General features: G+C 59.4%; 18 protein-coding genes. 17 read left to right on the top strand and 1 reads right to left on the bottom strand.

The genetic code is table 11. From position 1 onward, the window contains the following. The first annotated feature begins 64 nt into the window (after window positions 1-64). Window positions 65-943: a 50S ribosomal protein L11 methyltransferase gene (locus I9185_RS15860; RefSeq protein ID WP_170344964.1), complete on the top strand. Its 879-nt coding sequence runs from the start codon at window positions 65-67 to the stop codon at window positions 941-943. 89 nt (window positions 944-1,032) lie between these two features. Continuing rightward, window positions 1,033-1,389, top strand: a complete 357-nt coding sequence (locus I9185_RS15855) for a hypothetical protein (RefSeq protein ID WP_245218135.1) — start codon at window positions 1,033-1,035, stop codon at window positions 1,387-1,389. A gap of 110 nt (window positions 1,390-1,499) precedes the next feature. Here the strand turns inward: I9185_RS15855 and I9185_RS15850 are convergent, their stop codons facing one another. Beyond that, the gene (locus tag I9185_RS15850; protein ID WP_210093532.1) at window positions 1,500-1,715 is read right to left on the bottom strand and encodes a DUF1127 domain-containing protein; all 216 of its coding nucleotides are present in this window, start codon (window positions 1,713-1,715) and stop codon (window positions 1,500-1,502) included. 333 nt (window positions 1,716-2,048) lie between these two features. On the opposite strand from I9185_RS15850, the gene ruvC reads away from it, so the two are divergent. The 15 genes from ruvC to I9185_RS15775 all read left to right on the top strand — a co-directional run bounded on the left by ruvC (window position 2,049) and on the right by I9185_RS15775 (window position 16,187). Further along, window positions 2,049-2,546 (top strand): crossover junction endodeoxyribonuclease RuvC, encoded by a 498-nt coding sequence (ruvC, locus tag I9185_RS15845; RefSeq protein WP_152457220.1) that lies wholly within the window; start codon window positions 2,049-2,051, stop codon window positions 2,544-2,546. Beyond that, entirely contained in the window at window positions 2,543-3,220 is a 678-nt protein-coding gene (gene ruvA, locus I9185_RS15840) for a Holliday junction branch migration protein RuvA (RefSeq protein WP_171229582.1), read from the top strand. The genes ruvC and ruvA overlap by 4 nt, the downstream gene beginning before the upstream one ends. A 4-nt stretch (window positions 3,221-3,224) precedes the next feature. Further along, window positions 3,225-4,244 (top strand): Holliday junction branch migration DNA helicase RuvB, encoded by a 1,020-nt coding sequence (gene ruvB / locus I9185_RS15835; protein ID WP_171229583.1) that lies wholly within the window; start codon window positions 3,225-3,227, stop codon window positions 4,242-4,244. 63 nt (window positions 4,245-4,307) lie between these two features. Next, window positions 4,308-4,931 carry a hypothetical protein gene (locus I9185_RS15830; RefSeq protein ID WP_210093586.1) on the top strand — a complete coding sequence of 208 codons (624 nt, stop codon included), beginning with the start codon at window positions 4,308-4,310 and terminating at the stop codon, window positions 4,929-4,931. Beyond that, window positions 4,928-5,311: a tol-pal system-associated acyl-CoA thioesterase gene (gene ybgC, locus I9185_RS15825; protein ID WP_171636827.1), complete on the top strand. Its 384-nt coding sequence runs from the start codon at window positions 4,928-4,930 to the stop codon at window positions 5,309-5,311. The genes I9185_RS15830 and ybgC overlap by 4 nt, the downstream gene beginning before the upstream one ends. A 110-nt stretch (window positions 5,312-5,421) precedes the next feature. Further along, window positions 5,422-6,117, top strand: a complete 696-nt coding sequence (gene tolQ, locus I9185_RS15820; RefSeq protein WP_152457225.1) for a protein TolQ — start codon at window positions 5,422-5,424, stop codon at window positions 6,115-6,117. Window positions 6,118-6,119: 2 nt separating this feature from the next. Then, complete coding sequence (gene tolR, locus I9185_RS15815; RefSeq protein WP_152457226.1) at window positions 6,120-6,596, top strand: protein TolR; 477 nt, start codon at window positions 6,120-6,122, stop codon at window positions 6,594-6,596. A 9-nt stretch (window positions 6,597-6,605) separates the two neighbouring features. Next, window positions 6,606-7,709, top strand: a complete 1,104-nt coding sequence (locus tag I9185_RS15810; protein ID WP_210093531.1) for an energy transducer TonB — start codon at window positions 6,606-6,608, stop codon at window positions 7,707-7,709. After that, window positions 7,706-9,025 carry a Tol-Pal system beta propeller repeat protein TolB gene (gene tolB / locus I9185_RS15805; protein ID WP_210093530.1) on the top strand — a complete coding sequence of 440 codons (1,320 nt, stop codon included), beginning with the start codon at window positions 7,706-7,708 and terminating at the stop codon, window positions 9,023-9,025. Before I9185_RS15810 ends, tolB begins: the two co-directional genes overlap by 4 nt. A gap of 72 nt (window positions 9,026-9,097) precedes the next feature. Continuing rightward, window positions 9,098-9,604, top strand: a complete 507-nt coding sequence (gene pal / locus I9185_RS15800) for a peptidoglycan-associated lipoprotein Pal (RefSeq protein ID WP_152457229.1) — start codon at window positions 9,098-9,100, stop codon at window positions 9,602-9,604. Between the two features lie 4 nt (window positions 9,605-9,608). Then, window positions 9,609-10,433, top strand: a complete 825-nt coding sequence (ybgF, locus tag I9185_RS15795) for a tol-pal system protein YbgF (protein WP_171636830.1) — start codon at window positions 9,609-9,611, stop codon at window positions 10,431-10,433. Continuing rightward, window positions 10,430-11,683: a tRNA lysidine(34) synthetase TilS gene (gene tilS, locus I9185_RS15790; RefSeq protein WP_210093529.1), complete on the top strand. Its 1,254-nt coding sequence runs from the start codon at window positions 10,430-10,432 to the stop codon at window positions 11,681-11,683. Before ybgF ends, tilS begins: the two co-directional genes overlap by 4 nt. Window positions 11,684-11,758: 75 nt before the next feature. Further along, on the top strand, window positions 11,759-13,672 hold the full coding sequence (ftsH, locus tag I9185_RS15785) for an ATP-dependent zinc metalloprotease FtsH (protein WP_171636833.1): 1,914 nt from the start codon (window positions 11,759-11,761) through the stop codon (window positions 13,670-13,672). A gap of 98 nt (window positions 13,673-13,770) precedes the next feature. Further along, on the top strand, window positions 13,771-14,367 hold the full coding sequence (locus tag I9185_RS15780) for an MOSC domain-containing protein (protein WP_210093528.1): 597 nt from the start codon (window positions 13,771-13,773) through the stop codon (window positions 14,365-14,367). A gap of 143 nt (window positions 14,368-14,510) precedes the next feature. Then, on the top strand, window positions 14,511-16,187 hold the full coding sequence (locus I9185_RS15775; RefSeq protein ID WP_171170859.1) for a formate--tetrahydrofolate ligase: 1,677 nt from the start codon (window positions 14,511-14,513) through the stop codon (window positions 16,185-16,187). The last annotated feature ends 44 nt before the right edge of the window (window positions 16,188-16,231 follow it).

Genomic DNA, 16,231 nt, shown 5'->3' with positions numbered 1-16,231 from the left:
CTCGGCGCTTGACCTTGACGGCGCGGCGTCCTAGGCGCGGTGTCAATCGAGACAGGAGGCCCCAATGCCTACATTCACCGCACTGACGACGCTGACAGGTAAGAAGGCCGCCGAAGGTCTGGGCGAGGCGATGGAACGTCTGGAGCCAGAGCCAACCGGCGTTGGTGTGTTCGAAGTCGAAGACGGATCCGGCCTGTGGGAGGTCGGCGGATATTTCACCGAAGCCCCTGACGAGACCGCGCTGGCGGTTCTGGCAGCGGCGTTCGACGCCAAACCGTTTGTTGTTTCAGAGCTGCCGGAAACCGACTGGGTTGCGCATGTGCGACGCGAGCTTGCACCCGTCGAGGCGGGGCGTTTCTTTGTCTATGGAAGCCATGATGCCGACAAGCTGCCCGAAGGTCGCATTCCATTGCTGATCGAGGCCGCAATGGCCTTTGGCACCGGCCACCATGGTACGACGTTGGGTTGCCTCAAGGCCTTTGACAGATTGCTGGACGAAGGGTTCACCGCGACGAAAGTGGCAGATATCGGCTGCGGCACCGCCGTTCTGGCCATGGCCGCAGCCCGGGTTTGGGACGGTGACATCATTGCCAGTGACATTGATGAAGTGGCCGTTGACGTGGCCGAAGCCAATCTCAAGGCGAACGGGATGTCCGGTGCCGTACGGTGCGTGGAAGCCGCGGGTTTCGATCACCCCGATCTCAGGGCGCACGCACCCTACGACCTGATCTTTGCCAATATTCTGAAAGGTCCTCTGGTCGCCCTCTCGCCGGAAATCGCGGCGAATCTGCGTCCCGGAGGCTATGCAATCCTGTCGGGGATCCTTAACGAACAGGCCGATGACGTGGTGTCGGTTTATTCTCAAAATGAATTCAATCTCGCTCATAGAGGCGAGATTGGTGAGTGGACGACCCTAATCTTAATGAAACAGGGCGCAAACTAGGCCATTTGCAGGAGTTTTGTGGAATTTTGCCACGTTTTTGTCGTATTCTCTATTTACCGTTTTCTGACTGAAGTCGAGGGGGGCGGTTTTTGGAGGCTGCCATGACGGGTAAACAACTGGAGTTCACTCAGCGCGTTAATCGCCTGAACAAAAAACATCAAAAGATGAGCCGTGGCTATCGCGCGACGATGCGCAAGGATGGCCTGGTCGTCATGAAGCCGCAGCGGGTAAGCTCGGCAGTACCGGCCAGGGTGCTGTTGCTTACGCTTCTGAGTGTTGTGGCGTTCAAGGCGTTTCTTTTGTCCAGCCTTGGCCCGACCGGATACCAATATCGGATCGACAGTTTGAATGAGGGCACATCGGTCGAAAAAGCAGGTGCCTGGGTGATGCAGATCGACCCGGTGTCGCAGGCGATTGCCGTGCAACTCAACAAGGTTTTATACTGAATCTCAATTTGACTCAGTTTCCAAAAAAAACACCGCGCGCCCGGGGCGCGCGGTGTTTTTGTTTGCCCCTCAAGGGAGGAGGAAGGGGCGAATGCGAGTGGTGGTCGGTATTACCGGAGACCTTGGGCGATGGCGTCAATGTCGCCGCGGCACAGGCCGATATCTTCCAGTTCACGATCGCTCAGACCGGTCAGCGCGTTGCGGGTAACGCGGGCGTCATTCCATTCGACAGCTGCGTTCAAGGCCGATACGAAAAATGCGCCGATACGGCCAACGAGGCCGAACGAGCCAGTGGAGGCGAAGCGGGTGGTGTCCAGTGCAGCCATATCCTGTTTCCTTCTGGTTGGTGTTCACTTTGCAGTCTTGCGATCTGCCCGGCATCTAGTGCCGCCAAATCGCCCGCACAAGTTCAGTTTTTGCATGTGTCCTATGCGTTTCCTGCAATGCTGCAAAAGGCTGTAATCCCCTTAAATAATTGGTGAAAACGCGTTCACAAAAGTGTCGAATTCAGACTTTTTGAAGTCGCAAATGGCACGTTGAGTCGCCCTTGGGACAGGGGTGTCGTTTTCAGGCCTTGGGTCAATTCGCTTGGAAAATGTTCACGCTTCGTGCTAGGCGTTGAAAAAAGATCACAGAACCCGAGCAGGCCGAGGCAAAACATGCGAATTCTGGGCATTGATCCGGGGCTTAGGACCCTGGGGTGGGGCGTCATCGAATCAAATGGCAGCCGCCTGAGCCACGTGGCCAACGGTTTGTGCAAGTCGGATGGGGATGATCTGGGTGAGCGGTTGTTGTCTCTCCACAACCAGATTGTCGAAGTCATCGCCGATCACCAACCGGACCAAGCAGCCATCGAACAGACCTTTGTGAACAAGGACGGTGCCGGTACGCTCAAACTGGGTCAGGCGCGTGGGGTTGCGTTGCTGACACTGGCTCAGGCTGGTTTGCCGGTTGGGGAATACGCCCCGAACCGGGTCAAGAAAACGGTCGTGGGTGTGGGGCACGCGGAAAAAGAGCAGGTGCTGCACATGGTCAAACTGCAATTGCCCGGATGTCAGCCCAAAGGGGCGGATGCAGCCGATGCTCTGGCGATTGCGATTTGCCATGCCTATTACGGCAAGACCCAACAGGTGCGTGTGAAAGAGGTGCGGGCATGATCGGAAAACTCACCGGAAGGCTGGACTATCGCGCCGCAGATCACGTGCTGATCGATGTCCGGGGGGTGGGATACATCGTCTATTGCTCTGACCGGACCATGGCGGCACTGCCGGGCGTGGGCGAGGCGGTTTCGATCTATACGGACATGGTCGTGCGCGAAGACCTGATGCAGCTTTATGGCTTTCTTTCGCTGGTCGAGAAGGAATGGCATCGCCTTTTGTGCTCGGTTCAGGGGGTCGGAGCGAAAGTCTCTCTGGCGATCCTCAGCGCGCTGGGGCCGGACGGTGTCAGCCGCGCAATCGCACTGGGAGATTGGGCGGCGGTCAAGGCGGCGAAAGGTGTGGGGCCGAAAACAGCGCAGCGGATCGTTCTGGACCTCAAGGACAAGGCGCCGGGCGTGATGGCCATGGGTGGCACGGTGATTGATGCGATGGATGGCCCTTCGATCGAAGTTGTAGAGCCTGTCGAGGCAGCGCCTGCTCCGAAGCGGACGCCAAAACCAGCCTCTGGGGCCGCTGCGGCATCAGCGGGTGCGCTGTCTGCCTTGTCCAATCTGGGTTATGGGCCGTCGGATGCAGCAGCCGCGGTTGCCGAGGCCGCCGCCAACAACCCGGATGCAGACGAAGCGGGTTTGATCCGTGCCGCCCTGCAATTGCTGGCTCCGAAAGGCTGAATGAATGGTAGACGCTGATCCCACTGTGCGCCCGGACCCATTGCCCGAGGACAACGACCGCGCATTGCGCCCGCAGGGCTTGGATGAGTTCATCGGTCAGGCCGAGGCGCGCGCCAATCTGCGCATCTTCATCCAATCCGCCCGCCAGCGGGGCGAGGCGATGGATCACACGTTGTTCCATGGCCCTCCGGGGTTGGGCAAGACGACGCTGGCGCAGATCATGGCGCGTGAACTGGGGGTGAATTTTCGCATGACGTCCGGGCCGGTTCTGGCGAAAGCGGGCGATCTGGCTGCGATCCTGACCAATCTCGAAGCGCGTGATGTCCTGTTCATCGACGAAATCCACCGCCTGAACCCGGCGGTGGAAGAGGTGCTTTACCCCGCGATGGAGGATTTCGAGCTTGATCTGGTGATCGGCGAGGGGCCCGCTGCGCGAACGGTTCGGATCGAGTTGCAACCCTTCACGCTTGTCGGGGCCACGACGCGCATGGGTTTGCTGACCACACCTTTGCGCGACCGGTTTGGTATTCCGACCCGGTTGCAGTTCTACACCGTGGATGAACTGCATGAGATCGTCACCCGAAACGCGCGGAAACTCGGCGCTCCGGCAGATGATGAGGGCGCGCGTGAGATTGCGCGCAGGTCGCGCGGTACACCGCGCATCGCCGGACGTCTGCTGCGCCGGGTGGTGGACTTCGCCATTGTCGAAGGAGATGGGCGGATCACCCGCGAACTGGCTGACGGAGCCTTGACGCGGCTGGGTGTGGACCATTTGGGGCTGGATGGTGCGGACCGCCGATATCTGAAACTGATCGCCGAAAATTACGGTGGTGGTCCTGTCGGGATCGAAACGATGTCAGCCGCGCTGTCTGAAAGCCGGGACTCGCTGGAAGAAGTGATCGAGCCCTTTCTGTTGCAACAGGGGTTGATCCAGCGGACACCGCGTGGGCGGATGTTGGCGCAAAAGGCCTGGACGCATCTGGGCATGGCTGCACCCAAGCGGCAGAGCGATCTGTTCGGTTGAAGCTTGCGCTTGGAAAATTTATGCCTTCGGCGAGAGTATTTTCGAAAAGATGAAGGCTTGACCGTGACACCGGAAGAGATTGAGGCGCTGTTCACGCGCGAAAGCGGTGAGTTTCTGTTTGCCCGTTGGGGGCGACCCATCGTGCCGATTGTGTTTGGCGTTGAAGATGAAACGCTGTCCACTGTGAAGGGCGCCTTCGAGGCGGTTGTCACCTTGGCCGGTCACAAAATGGCCGAAACCGACCCCGAACTTGGTGTCAACTGCATGGTCTTCTTCTTCCGGGATTGGAAAGAGCTGCTGGACGTGCCGGATCTTGATCGTCTGATCCCGGATCTGGCACCGTTGGTCGGGCGCTTGGTTAGAGCGGATGCAAACCAATACCGCATCTTCCGGTTCGAAGAAGACGGTGCGATCCGCGCGGCTTTTGTTTTTCTGCGCATGGACAAGCAGTTGTCCAAGATACCGGCGGAAACGCTGGCGCTGAGCCAGGTGGTGCAGACCATCCTGCTTTGGTCCGATACTGCGTTTCGGACGCAATCTCCGCTGGCCGTGGCGGGCGAAACGACGATCCTGCGCCCCGATATTGCTGCGTTGATTCGGGCTGCTTACGATCCGGTTTTGCCCGGTTCGGCGCAGGATGCGTCTCATGCGCTCAGGTTGTTTGCCCGGTTGGAGCCACCGCAATGAAACATTCCTACCCGGTTCGTGTATATTATGAAGACACTGACATGGGCGGCGTCGTCTATCACGCGAACTATCTGCGGTATATCGAACGTGCGCGTTCGGATTGGGTGCGCAATCTGGGCAATGACCAGAACGCGATGCGGGAAGAAGGCATTGTTTGGGTCGTGCGGCGGGTCGAGGCCGATTACCTTTCGCCCGCCAGGTTCGATGACGAACTGATCGTCGAAACCGAAGTCACGGAAATCTCGGGTGTGCGGCTGACCATGGCGCAGCTGGTCCGGCGTGGCGAGACCGAGATTTTTCGCGCCTCGGTCACTGCCGTGTGTATCAACAAGGATGGCAGGCCGATCCGGCTTCCGGCAGAGATTCGCGCATTGATGTAACAATTTGAGGGTCAGGGGTGGTTCTATTGGCATTTCAACCCCAACTGCGTTAGCGTTTGGCAAAACAAGGCCAAACAAACGGCCGTCAGGCAAAAACAAAGAGCAGGTTCATGGAAGCTGAAACGCTGGCGCTGGCGCAGGAGATCGATTTCTCCATGTGGGGGCTGTATGCCCGCGCGACCTTTATCGTCAAATTGGTGATGTTGATGCTGATCGGTGCATCCATCTGGTCCTGGGGCATCATCATCCAGAAGCTGATAAATTACCGCGCGGCCCGTCGCGAGGCGCAGGCATTTGACGAGAGCTTCTGGTCCGGCAACCCTTTGGACGAGCTGTTCGAGCAGATCGGAACCCAGCCGGATGGCAGTTCTGAAAAGATTTTTGCGGCCGGAATGATCGAATGGCGCAGGTCGCACCGAAATGATGGTGGATTGATTGCCGGAGCGACCGCGCGGATAGATCGGTCCATGGATGTGGCCATAGCGAAAGAGGCAGAGACCTTGCAGAAAGGTCTGCCCATTCTGGCCACGGTTGGATCGACCGCGCCGTTCATCGGCCTGTTTGGTACCGTCTGGGGCATCATGAATGCGTTTATCGAGATCGCCGAACAGCAGAATACCAATCTGGCGGTCGTGGCCCCGGGTATTGCCGAGGCACTATTGGCAACGGGGCTCGGCCTTCTGGCCGCGATCCCGGCGGTTATTTTCTACAACAAGCTCAGTGCTGACTGTGACCGCATCGTGGGCGGCTACGAAGCCTTTGCTGACGAGTTCGCGACCATCCTGTCGCGCCAGTTGGATAGCTGACAATGGGCGCGGCGGTTCAGCAATCCTCGGGTGGAAACGGGCGCAGACGCGGTCGGCGTCGCGGTCGTGCGCAGCCCATGGCCGAGATCAACGTGACACCGTTTGTGGATGTCATGCTGGTTTTGCTGATTATCTTCATGGTGGCCGCGCCATTGCTGACCGTCGGTGTTCCGGTAGATCTGCCCAAGACCGCCGCCAGTGCTTTGCCCGGTGACAATGAAGAACCTTTGACCGTAACCCTGACGGCAGATGGACGTGTGCAGATTCAGACAACTGACGTGTTGCGCGAGGAACTGATCGGCAAGCTGCGGGCCATCGCCGCAGAGCGGAGCAGTGACCGGGTTTTCCTGCGCGCCGATGGCGCGATTCCTTACGCGCAGGTCATGCAGGTCATGGGCGCGCTGAACGCGGGCGGGTTTTCCAACGTTGGGCTTGTGACCGATACGGGCGGGCCGACGCTGGACGAAGGTGGAGAGTGAGGGCGCACGGTGGATACCGGCACCAAGATTTCGGCGATTGCGCATGTCAGCCTGATCGGAGCGGCGCTTTTCGGCGGTACCTTCCGGTCCGAGCCTTTGCCGATGGCCGTACAGGATGTGTCCGTGATAACCGCTGAACAATTCGCGGCCATGACGGCCCAGCGGGATGCGCCTGATATCCCGGAGGTGCCGACGGCATTGCAACAACCGCCCGAACCACAGGCTGATAGCACGCCGCCAGAACCTGTGGTCGAGGAACAACCCCGCCCTGAACCCGTCGTGCCTGCCGAACCCGAACCCGAGCCTGCCCCCGTTATCGTCGAAGCACCGCCGGAACCGGACGTGCCGGATGAGCTGCCGGTACTGACAGAGCCCGAGGTCGAACCTGTCGCACAGCCGGTGCCTCCGGGGCCCGAGGCGCAGCCGCGCCCATCCGATCGTGTTGCCCCCGAGGCCATAGCGCCACCACCGCCCGAGGCAAAACCGGATGATTTCGAAACGCCGCCGGTGTCTCCGGACGAGGGCGCCGAGGTTCAGCAAGAACAACAGGATCAGACCGCGCCGGAAGAAGCGGCCCCCGAGATCGTGACCGAGGCAGAGGAAACCAAAGAGCAGTCTCCGCTTACGTCACCGCGACCGCGGGTGCGTCCGAACCGCCCAAGCCCACCGCCCGAACCCGTTGTGGCAGAGACGCCCGAGGCGGCGCCCGAACCTGACGCGCAAGCCGACGAGGCCGCGATCAATGACGCTTTGGCCGAAGCCTTGGGCAGTGGAACCCAGCCATCCGGCCCACCGCTGACCAGCGGCGAGAAGGACGCGATGCGATTGGCCGTGTCCAAGTGCTGGAATGTGGGCTCTTTGTCTACGGATGCACTGAGTACTGTGGTCGTTGTGGCTTTTTCGCTAAACCGTGATGGTACGGTTGTGGATGGCAGCATTCGGATGCTGGACAGTTCTGGTGGGTCTGCTGGTGCGGCCAATCAGGCTTATCAGGCCGCCCGGCGCGCGATTTTGCGCTGCGGGGCCAGAGGATATGATTTGCCTGCTGACAAATACGCTCATTGGCAGGATGTTGAGATTACATTCAATCCCGAGAGGATGCGGATCAAATGATGAAACTTCTGACCAGCCTCTTTGTCGGCCTGACGCTGATGTCTGCGCCGGTTCTTGCACAGAACGGTCCCCTGCGACTGGAGTTGGACCAGGGCATTATCGAACCATTGCCCTTTGCGGTGCCGAACTTTGTTCCCGATGGTCCGTCAGCGGCGCAATATGCGCAGGACATCTCGCGCGTGGTGGCGGCTGATCTGACAGGAACCGGGTTGTTCCGCGAGATCTCTTCGGATGCCTTCATCAGTCGGGTCAGCAGCTTCGAAGCACCAGTTCAGTTTGCCGATTGGAAAGCGATCAATGCCGACGCGCTGATTACGGGGGCGGTCAATGTTTCGGGCAAGAACCTCACGGTTCGGTTCCGGGTCTGGGATGTGTTTTCGGGTCAGGAGTTGGGCAATGGGTTGCAATTGGCAGGCACCACCGAGGGCTGGCGGCGCATGGCCCACAAAGTGGCAGATCAGGTGTACAGCCGGATTACAGGCGAGGGCGGTTATTTTGACAGCCGCGTGGCCTTTGTTTCGGAAAGTGGACCGAAAAACCAACGCCTGAAACGTCTGGCTATCATGGATTATGATGGGGCGAACGTGCAGTACATGACCGACAGTGCCGCAATCGTTCTGGCGCCGCGCTTTTCGCCTACTGGCGATCGGTTGCTGTACACCAGCTATGAAAGCGGCAGCCCGCGCATCTATGTTCTGGATGTGGGCCGCGTCAAACGACAGGAACTGAAGACGCAGGACGGAACCATGAGCTTCTCGCCCCGCTTTTCGCCGGATGGCCGGTCGATCGTGTATTCCTTGATTCAGGGGGGAAACACGGACCTGTGGAAAATGGATCTGGCGTCGGGGCAAAGCACGCGTCTGACCAACACGCCAGCGATTGAAACCGCCCCTAGCTATTCGCCGGATGGCAGCCGGATCGTGTTTGAAAGCGACCGTTCGGGCACGCCGCAGCTTTACGTGATGCCCGCGAATGGCGGCGAGGCCACGCGGATCAGCTTTGGCGCGGGTCGTTATGGCACGCCGGTATGGTCGCCGCGCGGCGATCTGATTGCCTTTACCAAGCAAAATCAGGGCCGCTTCCACATCGGGGTGATGCGCACGGACGGATCAGAGGAACGCTTGTTGACCGCCTCGTTTCTGGATGAAGGCCCAACCTGGTCGCCCAATGGCCGCGTCATCATGTTCACCCGTGAAACGCAGGGCGCCAGCGGCCGGGCCTCGCTGTATTCGGTGGATATCTCGGGCCGCAACCTGCGCCCGGTGCGTACACCGGATGGCGGCAGTGATCCATCATGGGGCCCACTACAGAATTGATCGTAGCAAAGTTCACAACGAATCGTCCCTGTGGTAGACAGGCGGCAACAATCAAAACACGAGGCACTTGAAATGAATGTATTGAGCAAAGTCCTGGCGTTGGGCGCGCTGAGTGTGATCGCCGCCTGTACGAACAATGACCCATCCGCCTTGGGCGGCAGCGGTGCTGGTGGCACAGGCGCAATCGTACCGGGCTCGCCCAGTGACCCGCGTTCGCCTGCGTATTTCCAGCAGACCGTCGGGGATCGTGTTCTGTTCGCCGTGGACCAGTCCACCCTGACACCACAGGCGCAGACCGTGTTGCAAGGGCAAGCGGACTGGCTTCTGGCCAATCCGGATTTTGTTGCCACGATCGAAGGTCACGCGGACGAGCAGGGCACCCGCGAATACAACCTTGCGCTGGGTGCGCGTCGCGCAAATGCCGCTCGTGAGTATCTGATTTCGCGCGGTGTTGCTGGCAACCGTCTCAAAACCGTCAGCTACGGCAAGGAGCGCCCAATTGAGATTTGCAGCGTTGAGGAATGCTATTCCAAGAACCGCCGCGCAGTGACTGTGCTGACCGGATCAACACTGGGGTAAGACAATGCGTATGGCAGGATGGGTATTGGCGGCGGTCATGGCGACAGCCGGTGTTGCACAGGCACAGGATCAGCAAACCCTGGCCGACATACGTCAGGAGCTGACGGTGCTGCATGTGGAAATTCAGCGTCTGAAGCGCGAGTTTTCCACCACAGGATCGCCCGCGCCAAACTTGTCCGGCAGTTCGGTTCTCGATCGGGTTGACGCCATTGAAGCGGAACTGCAACGCCTGACCAGTCAGACCGAGCAGCTTAACCAGCGTGTGCAAAACATCGTCTCAGACGGCACCAATCGCATCGGAGATCTGGAGTTCCGCCTGTGCGAGCTTGAGGCAAACTGCGAGATTTCAGGCGAACCGACCAGCACACTGGGCGGAGAGGGCACAGATGTAGGTACGGCCGTCATCACGCCTGCCACGCCATCCCAAACCGATCAGGGTGAACTGGCCGTGGGCGAGCGGGCGGATTTCGACGCGGCATCGCAAGCACTGGCCGATGGGAATTACCAGACTGCGGCTGATTTGTTTGCGCAGTTTGATGCGAACTATCCTGGCAGCCCCCTGGCGCCCGAAGCGAATCTGAAACGGGGTCATGCGCTCGAAGGCCTTGGCGACACACGCGAAGCGGCACGGGCGTTTTTGGCAAGCTTTACCGGAGATTCCGAAGGCGCATTTGCCCCCGAGGCGCTGTTCGAGTTGGGCGCGGCGCTGGGGCGTCTGGGGCAGACCGATCAGGCCTGCATCACGCTCAACGAAGTTGGCGTGCGCTTTCCATCCGCACCGGCATTTGCGGATGCGACGCAAGAGATGTCTGCGCTGGGGTGTTCTTGAATCGTCACAGCGAAAACCTGCTTGCAGAGCTTCGCGCCCGGCTTCCCGAAAGGCTTCCGCCTAAACTGGGCGTGGCGGTCTCGGGCGGTGGGGATTCCGTGGCGTTGATGCATCTTTTGCATCAAGTCGCCCAAAACGAAGAGATCGCCCTTTTTGTGGCCACGGTCGATCACGGCTTGCGCCCCGACGCAGCGCAGGAGGCCGTGACAGTGTCGCGCCAGGCCGCTGCTTTGGGGCTGCCGCATGACATTTTGCATTGGGCGGATTGGGACGGATCGGGCAATGTTCAGGACGAGGCCCGCAAGGCGCGTTACAGCCTGCTTGCCGGTTGGGCGCAACAGCGCGGAATCGACGCCATCGCGTTGGGGCACACGGCAGATGATCAGGCGGAAACGTTGCTGATGCGATTGGGTCGTTCATCAGGTGTCACGGGACTGTCCGGCATGTCGGCAAGTCGGCAATGGGAAGGGGTGACATTGCTGCGGCCATTGCTGGGGATCACACGCAAGGATCTGAGAGCCTACCTGACCGGTATCGGCGCAACATGGGTCGAAGACCCGTCGAATCAGGACCCTCGTTTCGACCGGATCAAGGCACGAGAGGCCATGTCCGGCCTCAAACCACTGGGAATTGATGCGCTTTCACTGTCGCGAGTGGCCGACAATCTGGCGCAGGCCAATGCAGCCCTGGGCGTTTTTGCGCAGGAATCCGCACGGAATGTCGCCCAAATCGAACAATGCGACGTGAAGGTGAACAGGGCCGGTTTTGCCGCATTGCCCAAGGAAGTCCGACGCCGCGTGTTGCTTGGATGCCTTGCCTGGATCGCAGGGCAGGGATATCCCCCGCGTCAGGCGGCGGTCGAGCAGGCCATGAAGGCCATAACCGACGGGCGGGCAGGGTCGCTCAGCGGTTGCCTGTTGGTCCCGGAAGAGTTGAGTGTTTGGATTTGCAGGGAATTCAAGGCCGTGGAGGCTCGGATTTCAGCACGTGACGAAGTTTGGGATGGCAAATGGGTCTTGACCGGTCCCGAAATTTCCGGTGCCGAGATCCGCGCTCTGGGTGAAGACGGGCTGCGACAGGTGCCTGAATGGCGCGAAACAGGCCGGCCCAAGCTGGCCTTGAGTGCGACGCCCGCGGTCTGGAAGGGGGGCGTGGTGCTGGCCGCTCCGCTTGCGGGATTCGCGAATGGATGGCGCGCGGACACGACGCCGGAATGGCCCGAGTTCCACGCATCTTTTTTATCGCATTGAACATACCACAATCCTCTCTATTTTAAGAGGTAACTTGGCAGCTTCTCACCTGCCGGAACTTTTGGGAGAATTTCCTTGGGCAACGCTCGCAATATCGCGTTTTGGGTCGTTCTGTTCCTGCTAATCCTTGCACTGTTCAATCTGTTCAGTGGACCGGGCGGAACGCTTCAGAGCAATGAAAGAACTTACTCCGATTTCGTCGGCGCCGTGCAAGGCGGTGAAGTCAAGAACGTGACGCTGGATGGTGAACAGATCCGCTATACGACCGAGAGCGGTGCAACTTACGTCACGATCAAACCCGGCGATGCCGAGGTCACCAAGCTTTTGATCGATGAGAACATCCCGGTTCAAGCGGTCAAGCAACAGCAGTCGGGCTTCCAGTCTTTCCTGATCACGCTGTTGCCGTTCCTGTTGCTGATCGGTGTCTGGGTCTATTTCATGAACCGGATGCAGGGCGGCGGCAAAGGCGGTGCGATGGGCTTTGGCAAGTCCAAGGCCAAAATGCTGACCGAAAAGCATGGCCGCGTCACATTTGACGACGTCGCGGGCATCGACGAGGCCAAGGAAGAACTGGAAGAGATCGTCGAATTCCTGCGCAATCCACAGAAGTTCAGCCGCCTTGGCGGAAAGATCCCCAAGGGCGCGCTGCTGGTCGGACCTCCGGGCACCGGTAAGACCTTGCTGGCCCGTGCCATCGCGGGTGAGGCGGGTGTGCCGTTCTTCACTATTTCAGGGTCCGACTTTGTCGAGATGTTCGTGGGTGTCGGTGCATCCCGTGTCCGGGACATGTTTGAACAGGCCAAGAAGAATGCGCCTTGTATCGTCTTTATCGACGAGATCGACGCGGTGGGTCGCCATCGTGGCGCTGGCTACGGCGGTGGTAATGACGAACGCGAACAGACCCTCAACCAGTTGCTGGTTGAGATGGACGGCTTTGAGGCCAATGAAGGCGTGATCATTCTGGCGGCCACCAACCGTAAGGATGTTCTGGATCCCGCACTGCTGCGTCCAGGCCGCTTTGACCGTAATGTGACCGTTGGCAACCCCGACATCAAAGGCCGTGAGAAGATTCTGGGCGTGCACGCGCGCAAGACTCCTTTGGGCCCCGATGTCGATCTGCGCATCATTGCTCGCGGCACGCCGGGCTTCTCGGGTGCCGATCTGGCGAACCTCGTGAACGAGGCTGCTTTGATGGCCGCCCGCGTGGGTCGCCGCTTTGTCACCATGGAAGACTTTGAGAACGCCAAGGACAAGGTGATGATGGGCGCCGAGCGCCGCTCGATGGTGCTGACCCAGGACCAGAAGGAAAAGACAGCCTATCACGAGGCCGGCCATGCCGTTGTCGGCCTGACCCTGCCGTTGTGCGATCCTGTCTACAAAGCCACGATCATTCCGCGCGGTGGTGCGCTGGGTATGGTGGTTTCGCTGCCTGAAATGGATCGCCTGAACTACCACCGTGATGAGTGTGAGCAAAAGCTGGCCATGACCATGGCCGGCAAAGCCGCCGAGGTTATCAAATACGGTGAAGACCACGTTTCGAACGGCCCGGCCGGAGATATCATGCAGGCCAGTCAGCTGGCGCGTGCCATGGTGATGCGCTGGGGCATGTCGGACAAGGTTGGCAACATCGACTATGCCGAGGCGCATGAAGGCTATCAGGGCAACACCGCAGGGTTTTCGGTGTCGGCGCATACGAAAGAGCTGATCGAAGAAGAGGTGAAACGCCTTATCCAGCAGGGTTATGAGCGCGCGCACCAGATTCTGACCGAACAGCACGAAGCATGGGAACGCCTGGCGCAGGGCCTGCTTGAATACGAAACCCTGACGGGTGATGAGATCAAGCGCGTTATGAATGGTGAATCACCCAGCGAGGATGATGAAGGCGACAAGCCGGATGAAGGCAGCGCGCCCAGTGTCACGGCCATTCCCAAGACAAAGGCCAAGAAATCTCCGCCCGATGGCGGGATGGAGCCTGAACCCACCGCATAGTCAAAAAAGACCCGGCGCATAGTCCGGGTCTTTTTTCTTTTCATCGGTGTTTTGCCGGGCAATATGCGCGCAAGAAAAAGGATGAAAAGGGAAGGCTTATGCCATTTTTGCGTGAAACCGAATTTGCCGCCGAAGCAGTCTGGCTTGGCTATGTCCCTGCGGGAACCTCTTTGCGGGCCCAGGCTGTTGACGCGCTGGATCTGGGTTTTGACGGCGTGAAGGGTGAGCGCCACGAAGGCCTCAATCGGGCGTCCTGTGTCCGGGTCTCGAACCTTTACCCGAAAGGCACTGAAATTCGCAACGTGCGTCAGCTTTCAGTTTTGTCCGAGGAGGAGTTGCAGCAAATTGCGCAGGACATGGGGTTGGATCAGCTTGACCCGTCCTATCTTGGGGCTTCCATTGTGCTGCGCGGAATCCCGGATTTCTCTCATATTCCCCCGTCCTCGCGTCTTCAGGCAACGAACGGGGCGACGATAACAGTGGACATGGAAAACGCCCCTTGTGTTCTGCCGGGGCGCGAGATCGAAGCGGATCAACCGGGGCATGGCGCAGCTTTCAAACCTGCGGCGGCCGGGCGTCGGGGCGTCACGGGATGGGTCGAACGCCCGGGGCGCATTCAACTGGGGGACCGGCTGAAACTGTTTGTTCCGGATCAACCTGTTTGGGCTTGTGAAAACGGGCTTGTTTCCGATTAGAAACCCCTGAAACGAACTTACGACGCTTCGCGACGCCAGAATGTCGGAATCCATGGCTATCGGGATTGTACACAAGGGTATGGAATGCACAGCGCCGACGCCCGCGTCGGTTTTGCACGGTATTCAATCAAGGACCCCGGCCAATGAGCTACAAATCCGACATCGAAATCGCCCGCGAAGCGAACAAAAAGCCGATTCAGGAAATCGGTGCCAAGATCGGCATCGACTCTGCGGATCTGCTGCCTTACGGCCATGACAAGGCGAAGGTCAGCCAGAACTTCATCAACTCGGTTCAGGACCGCGAAGACGGCAAGCTGATCCTGGTGACTGCAATCAACCCGACCCCGGCAGGTGAGGGCAAGACCACGACCACAGTGGGTCTGGGTGACGGCCTGAACCGCATCGGCAAGAACGCGATGATCTGTATCCGCGAAGCCTCGCTTGGCCCGAACTTCGGTATGAAGGGCGGCGCCGCGGGTGGCGGTTATGCGCAGGTCGTTCCGATGGAAGAGATGAACCTGCACTTCACCGGTGACTTCCACGCCATCACCTCGGCGCACTCGCTGCTGTCGGCAATGATCGACAACCACATCTACTGGGGTAACGAGCAAGAGATCGACACCCGCCGTGTCGCATGGCGCCGTGTGGTCGATATGAACGACCGTGCCCTGCGTCAGATCACAGCTTCACTGGGTGGTGTATCGAACGGCTTCCCGCGCGAAGCTGGTTTTGACATCACCGTGGCGTCCGAGGTTATGGCGATCCTCTGCCTGGCAAACGACCTGAAAGACCTTGAAAAGCGTCTGGGCGACATCATCGTTGCTTACCGCCGCGACAAGACGCCGGTCTACTGCCGTGACATCAAGGCCGAAGGCGCAATGACCGTTCTGCTGAAGGACGCGATGCAGCCGAACCTGGTGCAGACGCTGGAAAACAACCCGGCCTTCGTCCACGGCGGCCCGTTTGCGAACATCGCGCATGGCTGTAACTCGGTCATCGCGACCAAGACCGCTCTGAAAGTTGCCGACTATGTCGTGACCGAAGCCGGTTTCGGTGCGGATCTGGGTGCCGAGAAGTTCATGAACATCAAGTGCCGCAAGGCGGGCATTGCCCCGTCGGCTGTGGTGCTGGTTGCGACCGTGCGGGCAATGAAGATGAACGGAGGCGTTGCCAAGGCCGATCTGGGTGCGGAAAACGTTGAGGCCGTCAAATCAGGCTGTGCCAACCTTGGCCGTCACATCGAGAACGTGAAATCCTTCGGTGTACCGGTTGTCGTCGCGATCAACCACTTCGTCACCGATACCGATGCCGAAGTTCAGGCGGTGAAAGACTATTGTGGCGAGCACGGCGTCGAGGCGGTTCTATCGCGTCACTGGGAGCTGGGTTCCGAAGGGTCTGCCCCATTGGCCGAGAAAGTCGTCGAAATCGTCGAAGGTGGCACCGCGAACTTCGCACCGATCTACCCCGACGATATGCCTCTGTTCGAGAAGATCGAAACCATCGCCAAGCGCATCTACCGCGCTGACGAGGTTCTGGCTGACAACAAGATCCGCAACCAGCTACGTGAATGGGAAGAAGCCGGATATGGCAACCTGCCGGTCTGCATGGCCAAGACGCAGTATTCCTTCTCGACCGACCCATCGCTGCGCGGTGCACCCACGGGCCATTCGGTTCCGGTGCGCGAGGTACGCCTGAGCGCGGGCGCGGGCTTCATCGTGGTCGTCTGCGGCGAGATCATGACCATGCCTGGTCTGCCCCGCAAACCGGCTGCCGAAACCATCTGCCTCAATGACGCAGGTGAGATCGAGGGCTTGTTCTAAGCCGCCGAATAGGACATCTCGTGGTCCGGGGATTCATTCCCGGG

The sequence above is a fragment of the Ruegeria sp. HKCCSP346 genome, from assembly GCF_017872595.1.
Taxonomy (GTDB): Bacteria; Pseudomonadota; Alphaproteobacteria; order Rhodobacterales; family Rhodobacteraceae; genus Ruegeria.
This window is presented reverse-complemented; position numbering and strand designations above follow the sequence as displayed.